General features: G+C 61.1%; 13 protein-coding genes, 2 pseudogenes and 1 other annotated feature. Of the genes and pseudogenes, 9 read left to right on the forward strand and 6 right to left on the reverse strand.

Features of this window, described 5'->3' with window-relative positions; all coding sequences use genetic code 11:
- Window positions 1-231: 231 nt before the first annotated feature.
- Window positions 232-1,461, reverse strand: coding sequence for a prolipoprotein diacylglyceryl transferase family protein (locus ACZ3J7_RS38695; RefSeq protein ID WP_051720982.1), 1,230 nt, complete (start codon window positions 1,459-1,461; stop codon window positions 232-234).
- A gap of 586 nt (window positions 1,462-2,047) precedes the next feature.
- On the opposite strand from ACZ3J7_RS38695, the gene ACZ3J7_RS38700 reads away from it, so the two are divergent.
- Window positions 2,048-2,812: an acyl-[acyl-carrier-protein] thioesterase gene (locus ACZ3J7_RS38700; protein WP_030537783.1), complete on the forward strand. Its 765-nt coding sequence runs from the start codon at window positions 2,048-2,050 to the stop codon at window positions 2,810-2,812.
- A 149-nt stretch (window positions 2,813-2,961) separates the two neighbouring features.
- On the opposite strand, the gene ACZ3J7_RS38705 is transcribed toward ACZ3J7_RS38700, so the two are convergent.
- Both ACZ3J7_RS38705 and ACZ3J7_RS38710 read right to left on the reverse strand, forming a co-directional pair.
- Complete coding sequence (locus ACZ3J7_RS38705) at window positions 2,962-4,143, reverse strand: HAMP domain-containing sensor histidine kinase (RefSeq protein WP_030537784.1); 1,182 nt, start codon at window positions 4,141-4,143, stop codon at window positions 2,962-2,964.
- A complete protein-coding gene (locus ACZ3J7_RS38710) occupies window positions 4,140-4,898 on the reverse strand; it encodes a response regulator transcription factor (RefSeq protein ID WP_030537785.1) in 759 nt (252 codons plus the stop codon). Before ACZ3J7_RS38710 ends, ACZ3J7_RS38705 begins: the two co-directional genes overlap by 4 nt.
- A 140-nt stretch (window positions 4,899-5,038) precedes the next feature.
- On the opposite strand from ACZ3J7_RS38710, the gene ACZ3J7_RS38715 reads away from it, so the two are divergent.
- The 6 genes from ACZ3J7_RS38715 to ACZ3J7_RS38740 all read left to right on the forward strand — a co-directional run bounded on the left by ACZ3J7_RS38715 (window position 5,039) and on the right by ACZ3J7_RS38740 (window position 13,618).
- A complete protein-coding gene (locus ACZ3J7_RS38715; RefSeq protein WP_030537786.1) occupies window positions 5,039-5,308 on the forward strand; it encodes an SHOCT domain-containing protein in 270 nt (89 codons plus the stop codon).
- A gap of 81 nt (window positions 5,309-5,389) precedes the next feature.
- Window positions 5,390-6,973 (forward strand): multicopper oxidase family protein, encoded by a 1,584-nt coding sequence (locus ACZ3J7_RS38720; protein WP_030537787.1) that lies wholly within the window; start codon window positions 5,390-5,392, stop codon window positions 6,971-6,973.
- A gap of 514 nt (window positions 6,974-7,487) precedes the next feature.
- On the forward strand, window positions 7,488-7,715 hold the full coding sequence (locus ACZ3J7_RS38725) for a heavy-metal-associated domain-containing protein (RefSeq protein WP_030537788.1): 228 nt from the start codon (window positions 7,488-7,490) through the stop codon (window positions 7,713-7,715).
- Window positions 7,716-7,763: 48 nt separating this feature from the next.
- Window positions 7,764-10,067, forward strand: a complete 2,304-nt coding sequence (locus tag ACZ3J7_RS38730; protein ID WP_047270630.1) for a heavy metal translocating P-type ATPase — start codon at window positions 7,764-7,766, stop codon at window positions 10,065-10,067.
- 363 nt (window positions 10,068-10,430) lie between these two features.
- On the forward strand, window positions 10,431-12,893 hold the full coding sequence (locus ACZ3J7_RS38735) for a heavy metal translocating P-type ATPase (protein ID WP_298782251.1): 2,463 nt from the start codon (window positions 10,431-10,433) through the stop codon (window positions 12,891-12,893).
- Between the two features lie 38 nt (window positions 12,894-12,931).
- The gene (locus ACZ3J7_RS38740; RefSeq protein WP_047270628.1) at window positions 12,932-13,618 is read left to right on the forward strand and encodes a DUF305 domain-containing protein; all 687 of its coding nucleotides are present in this window, start codon (window positions 12,932-12,934) and stop codon (window positions 13,616-13,618) included.
- A 755-nt stretch (window positions 13,619-14,373) separates the two neighbouring features.
- Here the strand turns inward: ACZ3J7_RS38740 and ccsA are convergent.
- Window positions 14,374-14,550 carry a cytochrome c biogenesis protein CcsA gene (gene ccsA, locus ACZ3J7_RS38745; RefSeq protein ID WP_350835130.1) on the reverse strand — a complete coding sequence of 59 codons (177 nt, stop codon included), beginning with the start codon at window positions 14,548-14,550 and terminating at the stop codon, window positions 14,374-14,376.
- Window positions 14,551-14,719: 169 nt separating this feature from the next.
- Here ccsA and ACZ3J7_RS38750 point away from each other — a divergent pair.
- Window positions 14,720-15,013 (forward strand): annotated as a pseudogene (locus ACZ3J7_RS38750) (transposase); the annotation flags it as partial.
- Between the two features lie 14 nt (window positions 15,014-15,027).
- Here the strand turns inward: ACZ3J7_RS38750 and ACZ3J7_RS38755 are convergent.
- Window positions 15,028-16,692, reverse strand: coding sequence for a tyrosine-type recombinase/integrase (locus ACZ3J7_RS38755; RefSeq protein WP_352101868.1), 1,665 nt, complete (start codon window positions 16,690-16,692; stop codon window positions 15,028-15,030).
- A 167-nt stretch (window positions 16,693-16,859) separates the two neighbouring features.
- Window positions 16,860-17,885: a tyrosine-type recombinase/integrase gene (locus ACZ3J7_RS38760; RefSeq protein ID WP_003943780.1), complete on the reverse strand. Its 1,026-nt coding sequence runs from the start codon at window positions 17,883-17,885 to the stop codon at window positions 16,860-16,862.
- A gap of 76 nt (window positions 17,886-17,961) precedes the next feature.
- Window positions 17,962-18,091: a sequence feature (AL1L pseudoknot), on the forward strand.
- Between ACZ3J7_RS38760 and ACZ3J7_RS38765 the strand changes: the two are divergent.
- Window positions 18,035-18,619, forward strand: a pseudogene (locus ACZ3J7_RS38765) (IS3 family transposase); the annotation flags it as partial. (Overlaps the previous feature by 57 nt.)
- Window positions 18,620-18,705 lie beyond the last annotated feature (86 nt).

The raw sequence follows: 18,705 nt of genomic DNA on the forward strand, positions 1-18,705 counted from the left end.
GAAACCGGGTCGTGGACGAACAAGGAGTCCGGCCCGCAGGGGGCCAGTGCTCAAGGCCGGTTCACCCCCTCCTCGAACTGAACCGGCCTCATGCACCGAACGCGGCGCCAATCGAATTGGCCAGATCCCGCGCGAAACTTGATTCGTGGCCATCCCAATTTTCGTGAGACTCACCTTCTGCGCACGTGGCATCGGCAGAAAAGCGCAAAAGGCTACTACTCTGGGTCACGATCACACCACGCCCAGCAGAATCGTCGCGACGATGACAATTCCGCATGCCGCGCTGGTCAGAAGCCGCCCGCGCCGTGTATGAGGGTCCGCACGATAGGGGAACAACCCTTGACGGACCCACGTGTAGATAGCCGCGGCGACAACGAATACTGCTCCGTCATAGGGCGTTTCGGTGCCGTAGAGGACGAAAATCAGTGTCGCGAGGCCGATGATCAAGCCTGCGAACGCTTCGATCAGTTGCACGGGGATTCGGCGCACCGCGAGAGTCCGGTCCGAAGCCCACATTCCCCATCTCGACCTGGTAGGTCGACCCGAACAGCATCCTGTCAAAAAGCATCCCGGGCGCCCGATCGCAATCCCGAGAAACAACCCGGGCGTTGTCATGTCCAGTAACACACCGACGCCCAGACCGAAGGCTGCTCCGCCGAGCACCAATACCGCGAGCGACACCACCAAAAATCCTTGTATGCATGCGCCGGCAGAGACGAATTTTCGAAGGCTCTGGCGGTGAAGTGCCAAGTACCAGAGCTTCGCACCCACGTAGCCGAGAAGGCAGCCGAGGATCGAAATGAGAACTGCCGCAGTGGCGTTCTCGCTCATACGGGTCAAGAGCAGTGCCTGCATGACGATGGCGAACACTGCACCCAAACCGACCAACAGCGGCCACGTCCAGAGTCGCACGCCGGGCCCGTGCACCAATGGCGCTGCGGTAGTCCAGGCCGTGGCGGTCTGCGGAGCTGCGATGTCGAACTGCCCGGTGGTGTCGTCCGGAGTTTCGATGCGCTCGGCACTGACAGTCCAACTACCAGTGGCGATTCCGCGGATTCTCGCAGTCACCGCGAAGCGTTCCCCCGCTGGAACACCGTTGACGTGGGTGACCCTCTCGAAACGTTCCGGTTCGCTGCCCGGGCTGTTGCGGGCTCCTCGGAACAGAATCGACAGATCGGAAGTAACCTCGGGCGATTCTCCCCAGTACGTTGCTGCGAGCCCCTGTGGTTCTATCTGCGTGAACGCTTCAGCGCACCCACCGCCGGGCGCAGCGAGTTCCGTTGCAGCGGTCGACTCGTCGTCACCCAATGGCCGGGCAACGCGTTCAGTGCCCGATGGCTTGGTGGGCATCGCCTTTTCGGCGATGGCCGGCGCCGGCGGTGCTTGAGCCAAGGCCGAGGCTGGCGTCGGCGCTGCTTTACTCAGATACGCCGCTGCGGCCGCTGCGGCCAGTTCTTCCACGGCACTACCGGCCGGACTGGGCCTAGCACGGGGTGTTGTGCCGACTTCGTCGTGCGGTCGTGAAGTGGGGTTCCGCTTCGGTGACGTGGCGCGTCGGGCTCGACTCTGCGTCGTAGACCGCTGTTTCGCGCGGGTTTTGGTTGATTTTTTGCTCACCGTCGCCCCAATCTCTCGGTTGGCGCGGATGCCCACCGAACTACTAAGGTCGATAGTAGCTGAACTACGAACCTGGATAGTAGGTAGAGGTCGAGCGCGAACGCGCGGGTGGGCACTGCGGCGAGACGAGGCGCTTCGAGGCCGAGCCGAGGAATATGGGAATTCCATGGTGCCGCAACGATCTTGGGCACACTCAAGAAGGACCTGGAAAGGACATCGAACGTCAACCGGCAATCGCGCGGACAGTGTAGTAGTTTGCGAGACTGGATAGGCTCCTTGTTCACCATGTTCGGAGACCGGGCACGGACTACTGGGTACGACTGCGGCAGACCCGGCGGCTGATGCGGGACTGGGCGTAGGGATCGCACTACGTTGCAGCAAGGGTGTGCAAAGTATCGAAGCGAACAATCACATCTAAGGGATCTGCAAAATGGAAGCTGACGCGATGCGCAACCACCGCCTGGTGGATTTGCCGACCAATGGCGCGGTGTTCGAAACCTCTCGGCCGGTACGGACGGGAGATATCGACGTCTCCGGGACGGTGCGACTCGATGGCGTTGCACGTTATCTGCAGGACATCGGTTTCGACGATCTCGATGCGAGCGGCGCAGCGGCTGCCCACCCGGTGTGGGTCGTGCGCCGCACAGTCATCGATGTCATTCGTCCGGTCAGCTGGCCGGCTCGTGTGCGCATGCGCAGATGGTGCTCGGGGTTGTCGAGCAGGTGGTGCACGATGCGTGTCCGCATCGAATCCGACGGCGGCGGCTTGATCGAGACCGAAGGATTCTGGATAAATCTCAATCCGGTCAACGGGATGCCTTCCAGGATCGAAGAGAGTTTCATGGCCGGACTCGGTTCGACCGCCAACGATCACCGATTGAAGTGGAAACCCTGGCACACCGCTCATCCGGGCGATGGGGAGGAAACGACATTCGTCTTACGATCGAGCGATATCGATCCGTTCAACCACGTCAACAACGCCACGTATTGGCAGCCTGTCGAAGACCTGATCAGAGATTGGGCCGGACCCCGAAATCCACTCCCCTACCGAGCGATTCTCGAATATCGCTCTCCCATCACCGCGGGAAACGACGTGACCGTGCGGTATCACAGTTCAGGGGAGAGCCTGAGTAGTTGGTTCCTGGTCTCGGGTTCGGTGTGCGCGAGTGCCTACGTCACAGCGATCGAAGTGTAAGTCCCCGGGCCGGGTCACCTCTGCGCTCTGGTCTCTTGAATCGTCATTGATCGGTTCACCTCACGAGTTCTTGACCAGGTGTGCCGGTAGCGGCGGGGTGAGTGGGTGTTCCCGGAGCGTTTCCATTACCTCGAATGTCGCGTCGAATGTCACGCATCGACAGTTCCCCGGCAGTCGATGTGCCGCCCTTTCGGACGATGTACTGGCAACGCGATAACGAAGGTGGTGCCTTGCCCGGCTCCGTCACTCGCGGCGGTGATCTGTCCACCGTGTGCTTCGACGAGTGCTTTCGCGATGGACAGTCCGATCCCTGCCCCTCCGTGAGCACGATCGCGTGCTGCGTCGGCGCGATAGAAACGCTCGAACAGATAGGGGAGGTGCTCGGCGGCGACTCCATCGCCTTCGTCGGTGAGTGTGAGGATGAACCGATCCCCTTTCACCCGTCCCCGCACCTTCACTGTGCTCTGTGATCGACTGTGGCGCAGTGCGTTGTCGAGCAGATTGCTCAACACTTGCCCTATGCGCTCCGGGTCCAGCCACACCGACGGCAGATTTCCGGGGACGTCCACGCTCAGAATGACTGCTTTCGTGTCGTATCGTTCTTCGTGCGCCGCTACCGCTGAGCTCACCAGTACCTCAGGTCTGGTCCATGTCGGTTCGATTGCAGCTCGATTCGTCTCGGCATCGGACAGCGCCGAGACGTCGCCGGAAAACCGTGCCAGACGTCGGGTCTGATCTCTGAGCATCGCAATGGTGTGATCATCGAGAGCTTCCACTCCGTCTTCGAGCGCTTCCATGAATGCTTCGAGAACAGCTACCGGCGTCCGGATCTCGTGCGCGAGATCTGCCAGCAACCGTCGACGCATCGACTCGGCAGACTCGAGACGGACCGCCATTTCGTTGAAGGCCGTCGCAAGTGCGTCGAAGTCGTCACCGAGCTGCGGCGGCGGGACTCTGGCCGCGTAGTTTCCCGCCGAGACTGCCGTGGCGGCAGTTGACACCGCAGTCACCGACCGCTGCAGCCGACGACTGAGATACCAGGTCACAGCCAGCGCGCACAACGCAGCTGCGCCGATCGCCACGGACAACGAGACCGCAGTTGCCGAGCGATATGCCTGCTCGGCATGCATTTGCTCCTCAGACATCGGAGGCACGCCCGCGCGGCGCAGATGCTCGCGGAACAAACTCGGACCGACAGTGACTGCAACGACCCATGAGGTGGCCGCTCCTGCCACCAAGACCAGCGTTTGGGCCATCAACAAACGCACGCCGACACCGAGTCCTCGGCGGGTACGCCCCTGATGAGACGAAAGTTCTTCCAGGGTAGTCATTTTCCGGAACCCATTCGGTACCCGATGCCGCGCACGGTATTGACATACAAAGGCGCGGCGGGATCATCGCCGAGTTTGCGGCGCAGATGACCGATATGAACATCGACAAGATGTTCGTTCCCCGTCCACGCAGGACCCCACACTGCTTCGATCAGTTGCCGACGGCTGAACGCCATCCCCGGCCGAGCGGCCAATGCCGCCAACACGTCGAATTCCGTCCGAGTCAGCAGAACCGGTTTCTCGGCGACCGAGACCTCTCGCCCGGCAACGTCGATCCTGAGCACCCCGAACGTCATTGGCGGACTCTCCTCGTCTCGGGTTACCGCTCTCGCAGTTGTACCGTGCGCGACTCCGCTGCGGGGTCTGCGCATCATCGCGCGGATCCTCGCTACCAACTCTCGGGGGCTGAACGGCTTGCTCATGTAATCATCGGCACCGACAGAAAGCCCGACGATGGTGTCCACTTCCTCACTGCGAGCAGTCAGCATCACCACGTATGCATCCGAAAATGTACGAAGTTCCCGGCATACCTCGATGCCGTCGATACCGGGCAACCCGAGATCGAGGACCACCACATCAGGATCGACCTCACGTGCCAGGGCGAGAGCGTCGAAACCGTTGTAGGCCACACTCACCTCGAATGACTCTCGTTCGAGGTAACTCGAGATGATCGAGGCCAGTGGGCGTTCGTCGTCGACGACCAGTGCCCGAAAACCTGCGTACCCGTCGGTTGACCGTGTTGACGTACTGTCCATGCCACCATCGTGGACTGCTCAGTCGCCGCTGCGCACGCGATACACGGTATGCGGTCACCTCTTCAGCGAATCTTCATAGAAAGCACACCGATCCCAGAGGGTTCGGCGAGCACTGTCGAAGGTGAGGAGAGTGAACGGACATGATGTGGTGGAGCGAGAATTCGGGTTATGGAATGGGTTGGGTCAGCTGGATTCTGATGGCGCTGGCGATGATCGCATTTTGGGGGTTGGTCATTGCGGCCCTACTTGCTTTGTTTCGTCCCAGGCGCAGTACCCGCAGCGAACTCCGTGGTACGAATGCGCAGCATCTGTTGGATGAGCGCTACGCCCGCGGCGAGATCGACGATGACGAGTATCGCTCCCGCAGTGAAGCTTTGGATCGATCCTCTCGTCGACACGAGAGTCGTTGACCTCTGCCGCACGCGCGCCCCGGGCTCGGTGGCGTATCAGTTCCGTTTCTCCACAACGACTAGACAAGGACAATCACAATCATGGCTATTGCGCCGTTCACAGGATCGGCTTTCAGTCGACGTACGTTTCTCGCCGCCACGGCGGCGGGGGCGGGTGGCCTGGCGTTGACCGCATGCACCACCAGCGGATCGTCCAACCCGAACCCCCCGCCGTTCGACAAGAATGCCATCACGTCCGCTGAGGCAGCGCGCCCGCATACCGGTCGCACCGTGGACTACACGCTCAATCCGCAGGGTGCCGATATCGATCTCGGCGGCATCACGGTGCGCACTCTGGCATACGGCGACAGTGTTCCCGGTCCGTTGATTCGCGCGAATGTCGGTGACGAGTTGGCGATCACCGTCAACAACGGACTCGATCATCAGACATCGGTGCATTGGCACGGCATCGCGCTTCGCAACGACATGGACGGCGCCATGCCGGCAAGCCCGAACATCGAATCGGGGCAGAACTTCACATACCGGTTCTCAGTACCTCATTCGGGAACGTATTGGGCTCACCCGCATGTCGGTCTCGACACCGACTACGGCCTGTATCTCCCCATCGTCGTCGACGACCCCCGCGAGCCCGTCGACTACGACGCCGAATGGATCGTGGTTCTCGACGACTGGACGGATGGAGTCGGCACGAGTCCGCAACAGATCCTCTCCGACCTTCAGTCCGGAAACGGCATGGGTTCGATGGGCGGATCCGGGATGGGCAACATGCCTGGCATGGGTGGAATGAACCACGGGTCGGCCGAAACCACGCTGCCCGCCACCTCGGGTGGCCCTAACTCGGTAGAATCAAGCGCTCTGCTCGGTGGGGACGCGGGTGACGTCAGCTATCCGTACTATCTGATCAACGGGCGGATAGCTTCTGCACCGACAACTTTCTCGGCCGCTCCCGGTCAGCGTGTGCGTATTCGCATCATCAACGCGGGTGCGGATACCGCTTTTCGAGTCGCCCTTGCCGATCACGTGATGTCCGTGACCCATACGGACGGTTTTCCGGTCGTACCGACAGAAGTCGATGCGCTTCTCCTCGGCATGGGTGAGCGCTACGACGTGATCGTCACGGTCAAGGACGGTGTATTCCCGCTCGTCGCCGCGGCCGAGGGTAAGAACGCTCAGGCTCGGACGCTGCTGCGTACAGGCTCGGGCGCTGCGCCCGACGCGTCGTTCCTCCCTCGGGAATTGGCAGGTCGAGTGGGCACGGTCGAGTCGTTCACTGCAGCCGAAAGTGTCGTTCTGCCGCGAAGCGATGGCACCGGTGTCGATCTCGTGGCAGACCTCGGGGGGGACATGATGAGCTACCAATGGACGATCAACGGTCGGAACTACGACCAAACCGAACCTCTGACCGTCAAAGAAGGGGACCGAGCCCGGCTCACGTTCACCAACATGACGATGATGTGGCATCCCATGCATCTGCACGGGCATACGTTCCAAGTGGTCAAAGGTGACGGCGGTGTCGGCCCTCGTAAGGACACAGTCATCGTTCGTCCGATGGAATCTGTCGCTGTCGATCTCATCGCCGACAACCCGGGCGACTGGATGCTCCACTGCCACAACGGATATCACCAGGAGTCGGGTATGATGACCCGCTTGGGCTACATCGTCTGACACGTGGAGACGTCCGAACACACGATCACACCAGCACGGGAGGCGCGACCTGATTGGGCCGGCATCTCATTCGATGCCTCTTCCTACCCCGTTCGGCGAGGTGAGATTGTGGCCGCCCCGGCATCGGGTCAGCGTCCCGGAATCCCCGGCCTCTGCCCTGCCGCTGGACTGGGATCGAAATCCCGCGAACGGCGCAACTGCCCATGGCTCCGGTGTACACCTGGCGACACTCCACGGGCGCTCGAAATTCGACGTTCTCTGCGCGGGCGAATACACGAGGGAGAATCCGACCAAATGTCCGACGGAAGTAGTCGAGGCGCAGCCTTGACTCACCTTCTCCTAACGCGAGTATAGTAGAAACAGGTACCCCCCTGGGGTACCAGACGGGAAGGGAATCATGAGCGGTCAGACTAACTCGCAGCCGAATCTACTCGATAAGACGCAACGCGGCTGTGGATGCAACTCGACGAAGAAATCACCCACGACATCCGCGCCCACCCCTACGGAGGACATCATGTCTGCAACCAACAACACGTTCGCGGTCACCGGCCTCACCTGCGGGCATTGCGTCGGCGCCGTCACGGACGAGCTGCGCGCCCTCCCCGGAGTGAGCGAGGTCGAGATCGATCTCGTCGCCGGAGGAGTCTCCACCGTGACCGTCACAGCTTCAGCGCCACTGACCGAGGAACAAGTAACTGCCGCGCTCGACGAAGCCGGCAACTATCATCTCGCGAACATCTGACCGGGCGCCCACACCGCCAGCGTAGGCAGGTCAGGAGAGGTACATCTGATGAGCACCCTGGACAACACGACCGTCGCTGCCGAGTCCGCACACAGTGTCGAACTGGTCATCGGCGGCATGACCTGCGCCTCCTGCGCCGCGCGAATCGAAAAGAAGCTCAACAAGATCGACGGCGTCACCGCGACAGTGAACTACGCGACCGAAAAGGCGAAGGTCGATTTCACGGGTGCGGTAGCACCTGAAGACTTGATCTCCACCGTCGAGGCAACGGGATACACCGCCACCTTGCCTGCCCCCAAGGGCTCGTCCGGGGAGGTCGGCACTACCGACGGGGTGGACGCCCGAATCCAGGACGAGGCTTCGCAACTGCGGACCCGACTGCTCGTCTCGCTCGCATTGACTGTGCCTGTGGTCGCATTGTCGATGATCCCGCCATTGCAGTTCACGAACTGGCAGTGGCTGGCCTTGACGCTCGCATCTCCCGTCGTCGTCTGGGGCGCACTCCCCTTCCACCGCGCTGCACTGACGAATGCCCGACACGGCGCGGCAACAATGGACACTCTGATCTCGGTGGGGGTGTCGGCGGCCTACCTGTGGTCACTGTGGGCGTTGTTCTTCGGTCATGCCGGAATGGCCGGCATGAAGATGGAGTTCAGCCTGTTCCCACAGCAGGAGGGCGGAGCGGACCACATCTATCTGGAAGTCGCTGCTGCGGTCACCGTCTTCATACTGGCGGGGCGATATTTCGAAGCCCGCGCCAAGAAGCAGTCGGGTGCAGCCCTACGCGCACTGATGGACATGGGAGCCAAAGACGTAGCGGTGTTGAGGGAACACACCGAGATCCGAATTCCCACCGAACAATTGGTGGTCGGTGACATCTTCGTCGTACGCCCCGGCGAAAAGATCGCGACCGACGGCATCGTCACCGACGGCACATCTGCGGTGGACGCCTCCATGCTGACCGGCGAATCCGTGCCAGTCGAAGTGCGCCCTGGCGACGCCGTTGTCGGCGCCACCGTCAACGCTGGAGGGCGACTCCTCGTTCGAGCAACTCGTATCGGCGCCGACACTCAGCTCGCTCAGATGGCACGACTGGTCGAAGATGCACAGAACGGCAAGGCTCAGGTCCAACGTCTCGCCGACCGCATCTCCGGAATCTTCGTCCCGGTCGTCATCGTTCTCTCACTGATGACGTTGGGTGCGTGGCTTTTGACCGGTCACTCGATGGTGACGGCGTTCACCGCCGCCGTTGCCGTGCTGATCATCGCGTGCCCCTGTGCATTGGGGTTGGCAACACCGACGGCGCTGATGGTCGGAACGGGCCGCGGCGCCCAGTTGGGGATTCTCATCAAAGGCCCCCAGGTTCTCGAATCCACCCGTCAGGTCGACACCATCGTGCTCGACAAGACCGGGACCGTCACCACCGGGCGCATGAGTGTCGATTCGACAGTCGGCGCAGATGGCGAGAATATCGACGAATTACTTTTTGTCGCAGGAGCGTTGGAGGACGGCTCCGAACACCCGATCGCGCAGGCCATCACTCTTGCAGCTCGGGCTGACGGCCGGCCGTTGCCGAGAATCGAAGGTTTCTCCAACCACGACGGCCGAGGCGTCTCCGGTGTCGTAGACGGCCGAGCCGTTGCTATAGGTCGGCGAACCTGGTTAGAGCAGGACTGGTCTCTCGTCGCACCCAAGAATCTGGAAGTGGCCGCACACGACGCGGAAGCCGACGGAAAGTCCCCGGTGTGGGTTGCGTGGGACGGTTCGATCCGCGGAATCGTGGTCGTTTCGGACACTGTCAAGGACACCTCGAAAGAGGCCATCACTGCATTCCGAACCTTGGGACTACGTCCCATCCTGTTGACCGGCGATAATGCTCGCGCCGCCGTCGCCGTCGCAAAACAAGTGGGGATCGAAGCCGCCGATGTCATCGCCGAAGTCTTGCCCGCGGACAAAGTCAGCGCCGTCAAAGACCTCCAAAGCCGTGGGTATACAGTCGCTATGGTCGGTGACGGTGTCAACGACGCCGCTGCTCTGGCACAAGCAGACTTAGGTCTGGCCATGGGCACCGGCAGCGATGTCGCCATCGAAGCCTCCGATCTCACCCTTGTCCGAGGCGACCTGCGCTCCGCCGCAGATGCGATCCGTCTGTCGCGCTCGACGTTGAAAACCATCAAAGGGAACCTTTTCTGGGCCTTCGCCTACAACGTGGCGGCGTTGCCTCTGGCGGCGCTGGGGTTGTTGAACCCGCTGATCGCCGGCGCTGCCATGGCTTTCAGCTCCATCTTCGTCGTCACGAACAGTTTGCGCCTACGACGATTCACCAGTCATGCCACAAGCTCCGATCACTGATTTGATCCCGAATTCGACTGCCCCGATGACCTTCCGTCTGCCCTGAACTCTTCGGACGCGATGTGCGGGAGAGGTCCCACTGTCCACCCGCAACGAATCCAAAGGTTTCACTTCACGACGACCACCATCACGGACGAGGGCAGTCGTCGACTGCTTGGGACACCATGGTCCTTCATCGAATCTTCACCAAACATCTAACCAAGGCATATCCGCCACCGGCAGGCTCAGTATTGAGACACACGTGGACCCCACAACATCACGCCCCAGAGGTGCCGACGATCTGCCACAACACGGGAACATGCCACCGAGGTATCCGCACAGTCGCTGCCGCAAGAATGGCGGTCACAACGAGAGGGCGCAGAGATGAATCGAACCACCGTTCTCGAAGTACAAGGATTGCAGTGGGCGACATCGAAAGCCGCAGTCGAATCAACTCTCCTTCGCCGACGTGGCGTCGTCTCTGCTGAGGCCAACGTCCTCAACCAAACTGCCACGGTCACCTACGACCCGGCTGCAACCTCGATACCCGAACTGTCCCAATGGATCCGGGACTGCGGCTATCACTGCGCAGGGCGATCAGTGCCCTCCCACAGCTGCGACCCCCTCTCCGAACCAAACGACAGCACCAGCGCCACGCCCTCTGAATACCACGTTCATTCAGACCACGCCGACACATCAACCGACGCACCGGTCGAACACCCCGGCGAATCTCCTCACGGCGAACACACAGCGCACGAACCACATGCTCAACACTCTGCACAGGACATGATGGGGCACGGAGGCGCCCACGCCGGAATGTCGATGGACGACATGGTCCGGGACATGCGAAATCGCTTTCTCGTCGCTCTCGTTCTGTCCATTCCGATCATGCTGTGGTCCCCGATGGGGCGCGACATGTTCGGATTCACAGTTCCCGCCCCGTTCGGACTCCGCGACGACGTATTCACCCTGATACTGAGCTTGCCAGTGGTGTTCTACTCGGCCTGGATCTTTTTCGACGGCGCTTATCGGGCTCTGAAGGCCCGCACCCTCGACATGATGGTCCTCGTTGCCGTCGCCGTCGGGGCGGGTTGGCTCTACAGCGTCGCCGTCACCTTCACCGGCGGCGGCGAGGTCTTCTACGAGGCCGCGTCGGTGCTGACGGCTTTCGTCCTGCTCGGACATTGGTTCGAGATGCGAGCCAGAGGTGGAGCCAACGACGCGATTCGCACACTGCTCGAACTGACCCCGCCATTGGCAATCGTGTTGAGAGACGGCGAACCCGTCGAAGTTCCCACCGCCGACGTTGTCGTCGGAGACCTGTTACTGATCCGACCAGGCGGCAAAGTCCCTGTCGATGGAACGGTCGAGAGCGGAACTTCCGAAGTCGACGAGTCAATGGTGACCGGGGAAAGCCTTCCCGTATCCAAAGAACCGGGATCCGCAGTCATCGGGGCTTCCATCAACACGACGGGCACACTTCGCGTCCGAGCAACCAAAGTCGGTGCCGACACCGCCCTGTCCCAAATAGTGGCGTTGGTCCAGGAAGCGCAGAACTCGAAAGCGCCGGGGCAACGGTTCGCTGATCGGGCCGCGTTCTGGCTCGTCCTTGTTGCTCTGATCGGCGGCACCGGCACCTTCCTTGTCTGGTGGGCGGCGGGTGCAGGAGTGCAGACCGCGCTTCTGTTCGCAATCACCGTCGTTGTCATCACCTGCCCCGACGCTCTCGGTTTGGCCACGCCCACCGCCATCATGGTCGGCACCGGACTCGGAGCTCAACGAGGAGTGTTGTTCAAAAATGCCACCGCGCTGGAATCCTCGGCGCGCATCGAGACGGTAGTGATGGACAAGACCGGCACCCTCACCAAAGGCGAACCCGAAGTCACCGACGTCGTCGTCGACGGTATCGGCACCGATGAACTCCTTTCCCTTGTGGCCGCGGTCGAACGCGAGTCCGAACACCCCCTCGCCGGCGCGATCGTCCGCTACGCGGCCGAACGCGGCGCCCCGGAAGTTCCACTCACAAATTTCCGTAATGTGCCAGGTCACGGTGCGGCTGCGGAGGTGGACGGTCGTCGAGTGGCGGTAGGCAACCGCAAACTGATGATCGCCGAAAACGTCGACTTCGGCACATTGATGGGCACACGCGACGACCTCGCAGCCAGCGGGCGAACAGCAGTACTCGTCGCCGTCGACGGACACGGCGTCGGGGTGATCGCACTCGCCGACGCTGTCCGAGAGACTTCCGCCGCCGCAGTGGCGGCGCTGCACGACTTGGGCGTCGAAGTCGTCATGCTCAGCGGCGACAACGAAGCCACCGCACAGCGCATCGCGGGCCAGCTCGGTATCGATACCGTCATCGCGGAAGTGCTCCCCGGCGACAAAGCCGCCAAGATCGTCGAGCTGCAAAATGCCGGCAAAAAAGTTGCGATGGTCGGGGACGGAGTCAACGATGCTCCCGCGCTCGCACAAGCGGACCTCGGTATCGCCATCGGCGCAGGTACCGACGTCGCAATCGAAACAGCGGACCTCGTGCTGATGCGGTCGGACCCACTCGACGTACCGGTCGCACTACAAATCGGGCGAGGCACCCTCCGCAAGATGAGACAGAACCTCGGATGGGCAGTCGGGTACAACGTCATCGCCCTCCCCATCGCCGCTGGAGTCTTCGAACCCTCCCTCGGACTTGTACTTCGCCCCGAGATCGCAGCGCTGTCGATGTCCGGGTCCAGCTTCATCGTCGCAGTCAATGCACTACTGCTGAAGCGACTACGCCTCCCTTCTCCCCCAGATCAACACCGGCCTTCACCCAGCACTACGAAGTCCACCTCACAGAACGTCTCATGACCCGACAACCGATCTCCCAGCGAAAGGGATTCCCCGATATGAAGAAGGTCCTCGCAATCAGTGCTGCAGCAACTGCAGCACTATTCGTCCTCACCGCATGTAACAGCTCCAATACCGATGAAACTACCTCCACGCCAACGTCAATGAGTGCCGAATCCAGTTCATCGGCGAACGCGAGCACTCACAATCAGGCAGATGTGACATTCGCCGAGCAGATGATCCCGCATCACAGTCAGGCCGTCCAGATGAGCGACATGCTCCTCTCCAAAGACGGTATCGACCCCCGAGTGACGACGTTGGCAGAACAGATCAAGGCAGCGCAAGCCCCAGAAATCGAGCAGCTGCAGGCCTGGTTGACCAGCTGGGGACAGAGTTCGTCCTCCTCTGGCATGAATATGCCGACCACCTCCCACAGCATGGAAGGCATGACACCCTCTACCAGCATGAACATGCCGATGCCCTCAGAGAGCATGGGGATGACGCCGGGAATGATGGAGGGGATGATGTCCGCCGATGACATGACCGCGCTGCAGAATGCACAGGGAACCGATGCCGCGAAACTGTTCCTCGCTCAGATGATCGACCATCACCGCGGAGCTGTCGCAATGGCGCAAACTGAAGTTGATTCCGGACAGTATCCCGAAGCTATCTCCATGGCGCAGACCATCATCAGCGCGCAAAACCAGGAAATCACCACGATGGAAGGCATTCTCGCCACGCTGTGATCACGACTTCCGGCGTTCATTGCTCAGATTTCAGTCGGATGTGAGCGCACGCGGCTCGGTGTCTCTGCTTGACAATTGACCTCGGCAGAGGCACCGAGCCTTCTAGGCGACAGGTCAATACCCCGGAGGACACCGAACACTATCGAGGCAACCTCATTTGTTGGAGGGTTTGGTAATTACACCCGAAGATATCCCGAGATCCGCACGCGCCGTCCTGCGTGCGCGGTCACATTCGTCGGGCTCAACATTCTGGTCAGGCTCCGTGGGATACCCACCAGCACGAGGTAGGAACGGGTGCACAAAAACCCACGCCTGAACCGAACCGATCTATTTGCATCAATCAGGTCCAGGCGCAAACCGAGCCCATCGATTAACGAGGGACAGGCCGGGTACGCAAACGAGAACAGACGACATGGAGGTCATGATGCAGGACGTTCGGCGGGGGATGACCGACTCCGAGTTGATCGCGGAGGCGTACCGACTCGAAAGCCAGCCGGTATTGAGCAGGTGCGACCACATCAGGTTGACACTGATACACGATGAACTCGAGTGTCGCGCAGGATGTCGGGAAAAGAAACTCCCTGACGCGGCGCCACAACGGCTTCCGCCTTGCAAGGGCAGGAAGTGCGCATGATTGACAAGTTTGATCACCACGTTCACACACTCACATCAGAATGGCTGCGCCACTCCCCCGGCATGCAGGCGCGGGGCTCCCCTGATCCATATGCCCCCGCGCCACTCTCACCCGCTCGCTCTCAGTTGAGTCCCGCGTACGAATGGAGGCCGGAGACATCCATCTTGATGATGAAGAGATTGAACAGCATTGCGACGAAACCGGCAATGATTATCCAGGCGGCACGGGTATCGCGCCAACCAGAAGTAGCACGCGCGTGCAGAGAGGCGGCGTAGATCACCCAAGCGATGAAGGAGATGTGAACGACGGTTGAAAACTAGACCACCCGTCGTTTCTGGACTAGTTTTCAACCGTCGTCAACAGGAGACCGTTTCCTTGGGGTCCCATCCTTCTTGACAACATCCAATCGCGCACTATGAATCGCACCGGAGTTTCCGGGGACTTCATCCTTTGGGAAAGATGGAGTCATGTCGTCAGCAACGAACAAAAGGTACCCGCCCGAACTGCGTGAGCGGGCAGTGCGGATGGTCGCCGAGGTCCAACACGAGTACCCGTCGGAGTGGGCCGCGGTCGAATCCGTGGCCGACAAACTCGGTATCGGAACAGCGCAGACGTTGCTCAACTGGATCCGGAGAGCGCAAACCGACGCCGGCCAGCGGCCCGGCGTGACGAGCGAAATGGCAGCGGAAATGCGCAAGCTTCGCGCTGAGAATCGGGAACTCAAGCGTGCCAACGAGATCCTGAAGTCGGCATCGGTTTATGTGGGTGATCGATGTCAAGTGCCCGTGTCGTCGAGTCGCTGGATAAGTCCGTCGAAGACCTTCTGCCGCCCGATCTGGCCCTTGTCTGCGGCGTCGTCTCGCTGACGGGTGAGGGTGGGGAGAAACTCGATGGTGGTGACGAAGAACGTGCATGACTCGCAGATCGACTCGAAGTGGCAGTCGAGTTCGACTGGGCGTGCGCAGTAGCCGTTACCGAGCATCCGCCGGTGGGCTTCGGCGCGGAGTTTGCGCATCGCGGCGGGCTCGTCCTCGGCAGGCAGGACGGCGGGTTCGTGTTTACTGTAGAGGGCTTCGACTTTCTCTGTGACGGAGAAGTATTGGTCGGCAACGGTCCGGTCCGCGATTCGGGCATAGACCATCGTCATCTCCATTGTCTTGTGCCCGAGCAATGCGGCGATCGCCTCGAGGCTCATACCCCGGTTGATGGCCTGCGTCGCGAGTGTGTGCCGCAGCTGATGAGGGTGGACGTGGCCGATTCCCGCTGCGGCAGCAGCGGATTGGACTGCCTTGTCGATTCGGGTGCCCGGGATCGGACGACCGCGGTCGGTGAAGAGCAGCGGACTGTCCTGCCAGTCCGGTCGGTGCTCGAGCCAGGTGTCGATCATTGTTTTGAGTTGGGGATGCAAGGGGACGTACCGGTCGTTGTGGAGCTTGCCGACGGGGATGCGGAGCCAGTAGGCGGAACCGATCTGGACGACCGAATCGATTGTCAGGTCGAGGAGTTCGCCTTTGCGCATGCCGGTACGTGAGAGCATTTCGATGGCGAGGCGACCGAACTCGTCGGGCAGGTTGCGGGCTGCGGTCAAGAACTTGGCGGCGGCGCCGTCGTCGAGGAATCGCGGTAGCGGCTTGTCCTTGATCGGCCGGTCCGAGGAGTAGACCGGCGCTCGGGCAGGGATATCAGGATAGTCCCATTCGATGATGCGTTGATAGAACGCGCTCAGGTGCCCCATGCGCATGCCGATGGTGGTCTTGGACAGGTTCGTGTTCTTGCGATACCCCGGCCGTGCCGCCAACCAGGTCTTGTAGGCCTCGATGTGGGTGCGGTCGATGTCGGCGACGCAGACTACGTCGCTGGTGGTGGCCAGATGGCCGGCGAACTGGCGCAGTGTGGTCTCGATGCAGTCCACCGACGAGACCCGCAGGCTGATGCCGATCTGGTCGAGGTAACGGCGCATCGTAGCGACCATGACGGGCGCGCACTCCTCGGCGCGGTCCCAACCGATCTCGGGCACCGATCGTGCTGCCCAGCGTTTGCGCGGATGTGGCCGGGGTCCTTGGCCGCGATGGAACATGAGCGCATCGAGCCCAAAGAGTGGCGCGTTCAACGATTTCGGTGCACGCCCGACCTTGGCGACTACGGCGGAATGAAACTGGGCCCGGGCCGCGACATACTCCGCCGAGGTGAGCGCCTCGGTCGTGGCGCCGGCGATGACACAGATCTGCGCGAGTTTGGACCACATCTTCCCTGCCTCGCGCTCGCAGAATCCCAAACTTGTTGCCTGCGTGCGGAATGTGGAAGCAGCTACGGGTTCACGTTCGGCCAGATGGGCGCCCCATTTCGATGATGATTGCACAACATAGATCGCATCGACGGCCACCGACTCGAAGACGGCCGCGAAGGCAACGAACGCGCGCACGATGTCGGAAGCTGCCATGCGCGCCGACACCGGTAGCGCGTTCCATGCGCCGAGATCACCGAACCTGTCCTCGAACCGCAGGACAGCCCGGAGTCGGGTTCGGTGGGCATGTGCATTGGTGACCGCGTGAACGTATGTGCGGGCCGCGGTTGACTCAGGTTTTCTCAAAGAGTCTGTCGGAACGCTCATTTCGCATCTCCAGGGATGTCACCGGCGATGCCGTCGAGAATGTCCATCGCCTTGGAATACTCGCCGATCAGCCAGTCGTTGGCCAGATGCAGATAGATGCGTGTGGACTCGATGGATGCGTGCCCGGCTTGAGCTTGAATCGCCTCCAACGCCATCCCCGATTCGCGGAGTCGGGTGAAGCAGGTGTGTCGAAGTTCGTGACATGTCGCATGAGGTAACCCGCCTCGAACTCGGGCGCCGGAGAGAATTTCATCGAGACCGGCCGCGGAAAGCGGGTTGCCGCGTCTGGGACGTTTGAGGACCACGAAGACATGATCGGTGGCACTGTCGATCGGGCGTTCGGCGTCGAGATAGCGGCCGAGGCTTTCGAAGAAGGTCGGTGCGACCGGGACGATGCGTTGGTGGCCGCCTTTGCCGGCGGCGACGAACACTCGTCGCTCACCGGGTCGGACATCGGGCATCCGTAAGCCCAGCACCTCGCATCGGCGTAGTCCGCCGAACAGCATCAACAGGACCATCGCCCGGTCTCGTTCGCAGCGTAGCGCGGCCAATAGTGCGTTGACCTCGTCGGGGCTCAGTACCCGTGGGAGGCGCCGCGGCGCTCTGATCAGTGGGGTCCCGCGAACGTGAGAGCGTCCTGACCGGGTCGAGAGGCCTCGCGGCACGGGATTCTTCTCGACCAGCCCACGCTCATGGAGGTAGGAGAACAGGCCGGAGATCGACGCCAGTCGACGTTTGATGGTCGAGGTGGCCAGTCCCGATTCGCCGTCGCTGAGGCGGACCACATTCTCTTTGCGTGGAAGTCGTTGCGCTTGAATGAAAGCCAGTACATCGCTGGTGCTCACCTGCGTCGGTTCCTTGCCGATGATGGTGAAGAAGACTTTCAGGTCGAACGTCTGTGCCAGGAGGGTGTTGGTTCGTGCTCTCGCAGCGACGAAGCGTAGGTATTCATCGAGAAGTGGTTCGCCGAGTCGTGGAATTTCGCCAGGCGGCCGGACCAGCGCTGGGACGAAAGCATTCATTGTGGGGCCTCCTCGATCGAGCCGACAACCGACATGATCAGCCTGACACTGGATGCGTCAGATCACCCACATATCATGATTTTCTTCGCAGCGGAGCTCGACCGCAACAACAAGTGATCATCGACTACATCAACCGATACAAAAGCGAGTACGGCGTCGAGCCGATGTGCAGGGTGCTCAGCGAGCACGGCTGCTCTATTGCGCCGTCCACCTACTACGAAGCCCGCAACCGTCCTGCATCTCGACGGTCTGTGCGCGACGAAGAGCTCAAAGCCGAGGTCAGCCGTGTACATGCCGAGAATTATTCGGTCTACGGAGCCCGGAAGGTGTGGCTGGAAATGCGTCGAGAAGGCATCGACGTGGCCCGGTGCACGGTCGAACGGTTGATGGGTGCCCTCGGGCTCGAAGGTGCACATCGAGGCAAGGCGAAACGGACCACTATCGCAGATCCACAAGGCCGTCGAGCGGACGATCTGGTACAGCGAAAGTTCAACCCGGTTGCGCCAAATGTGTTGTGAGTAGCCGACTTTACTTATGTTTCGACGTGGTCGGGTTGGGTGTACGTCGCGTTCGTCATCGATGCATATTCACGCCGAATCCTCGGATGGCACACCGCGACGACAATGACGACACCGCTGGTGCTCGATGCCATCGAGCACGCAATCTGGACCCGACGCCGAGAAGGAATTACCGACCTGTCCGGGCTCATCCACCACAACGACCGCGGATCGCAAGGCGCATTCAACTGGTCGAAGCAACACGTTGCTGTTGAATTGATCGTAGGTGTTCGTCCCAAGCTTCAGCGGGGGTTCGCCATTGG

This window comes from Kitasatospora sp. NPDC015121, from assembly GCF_055562955.1.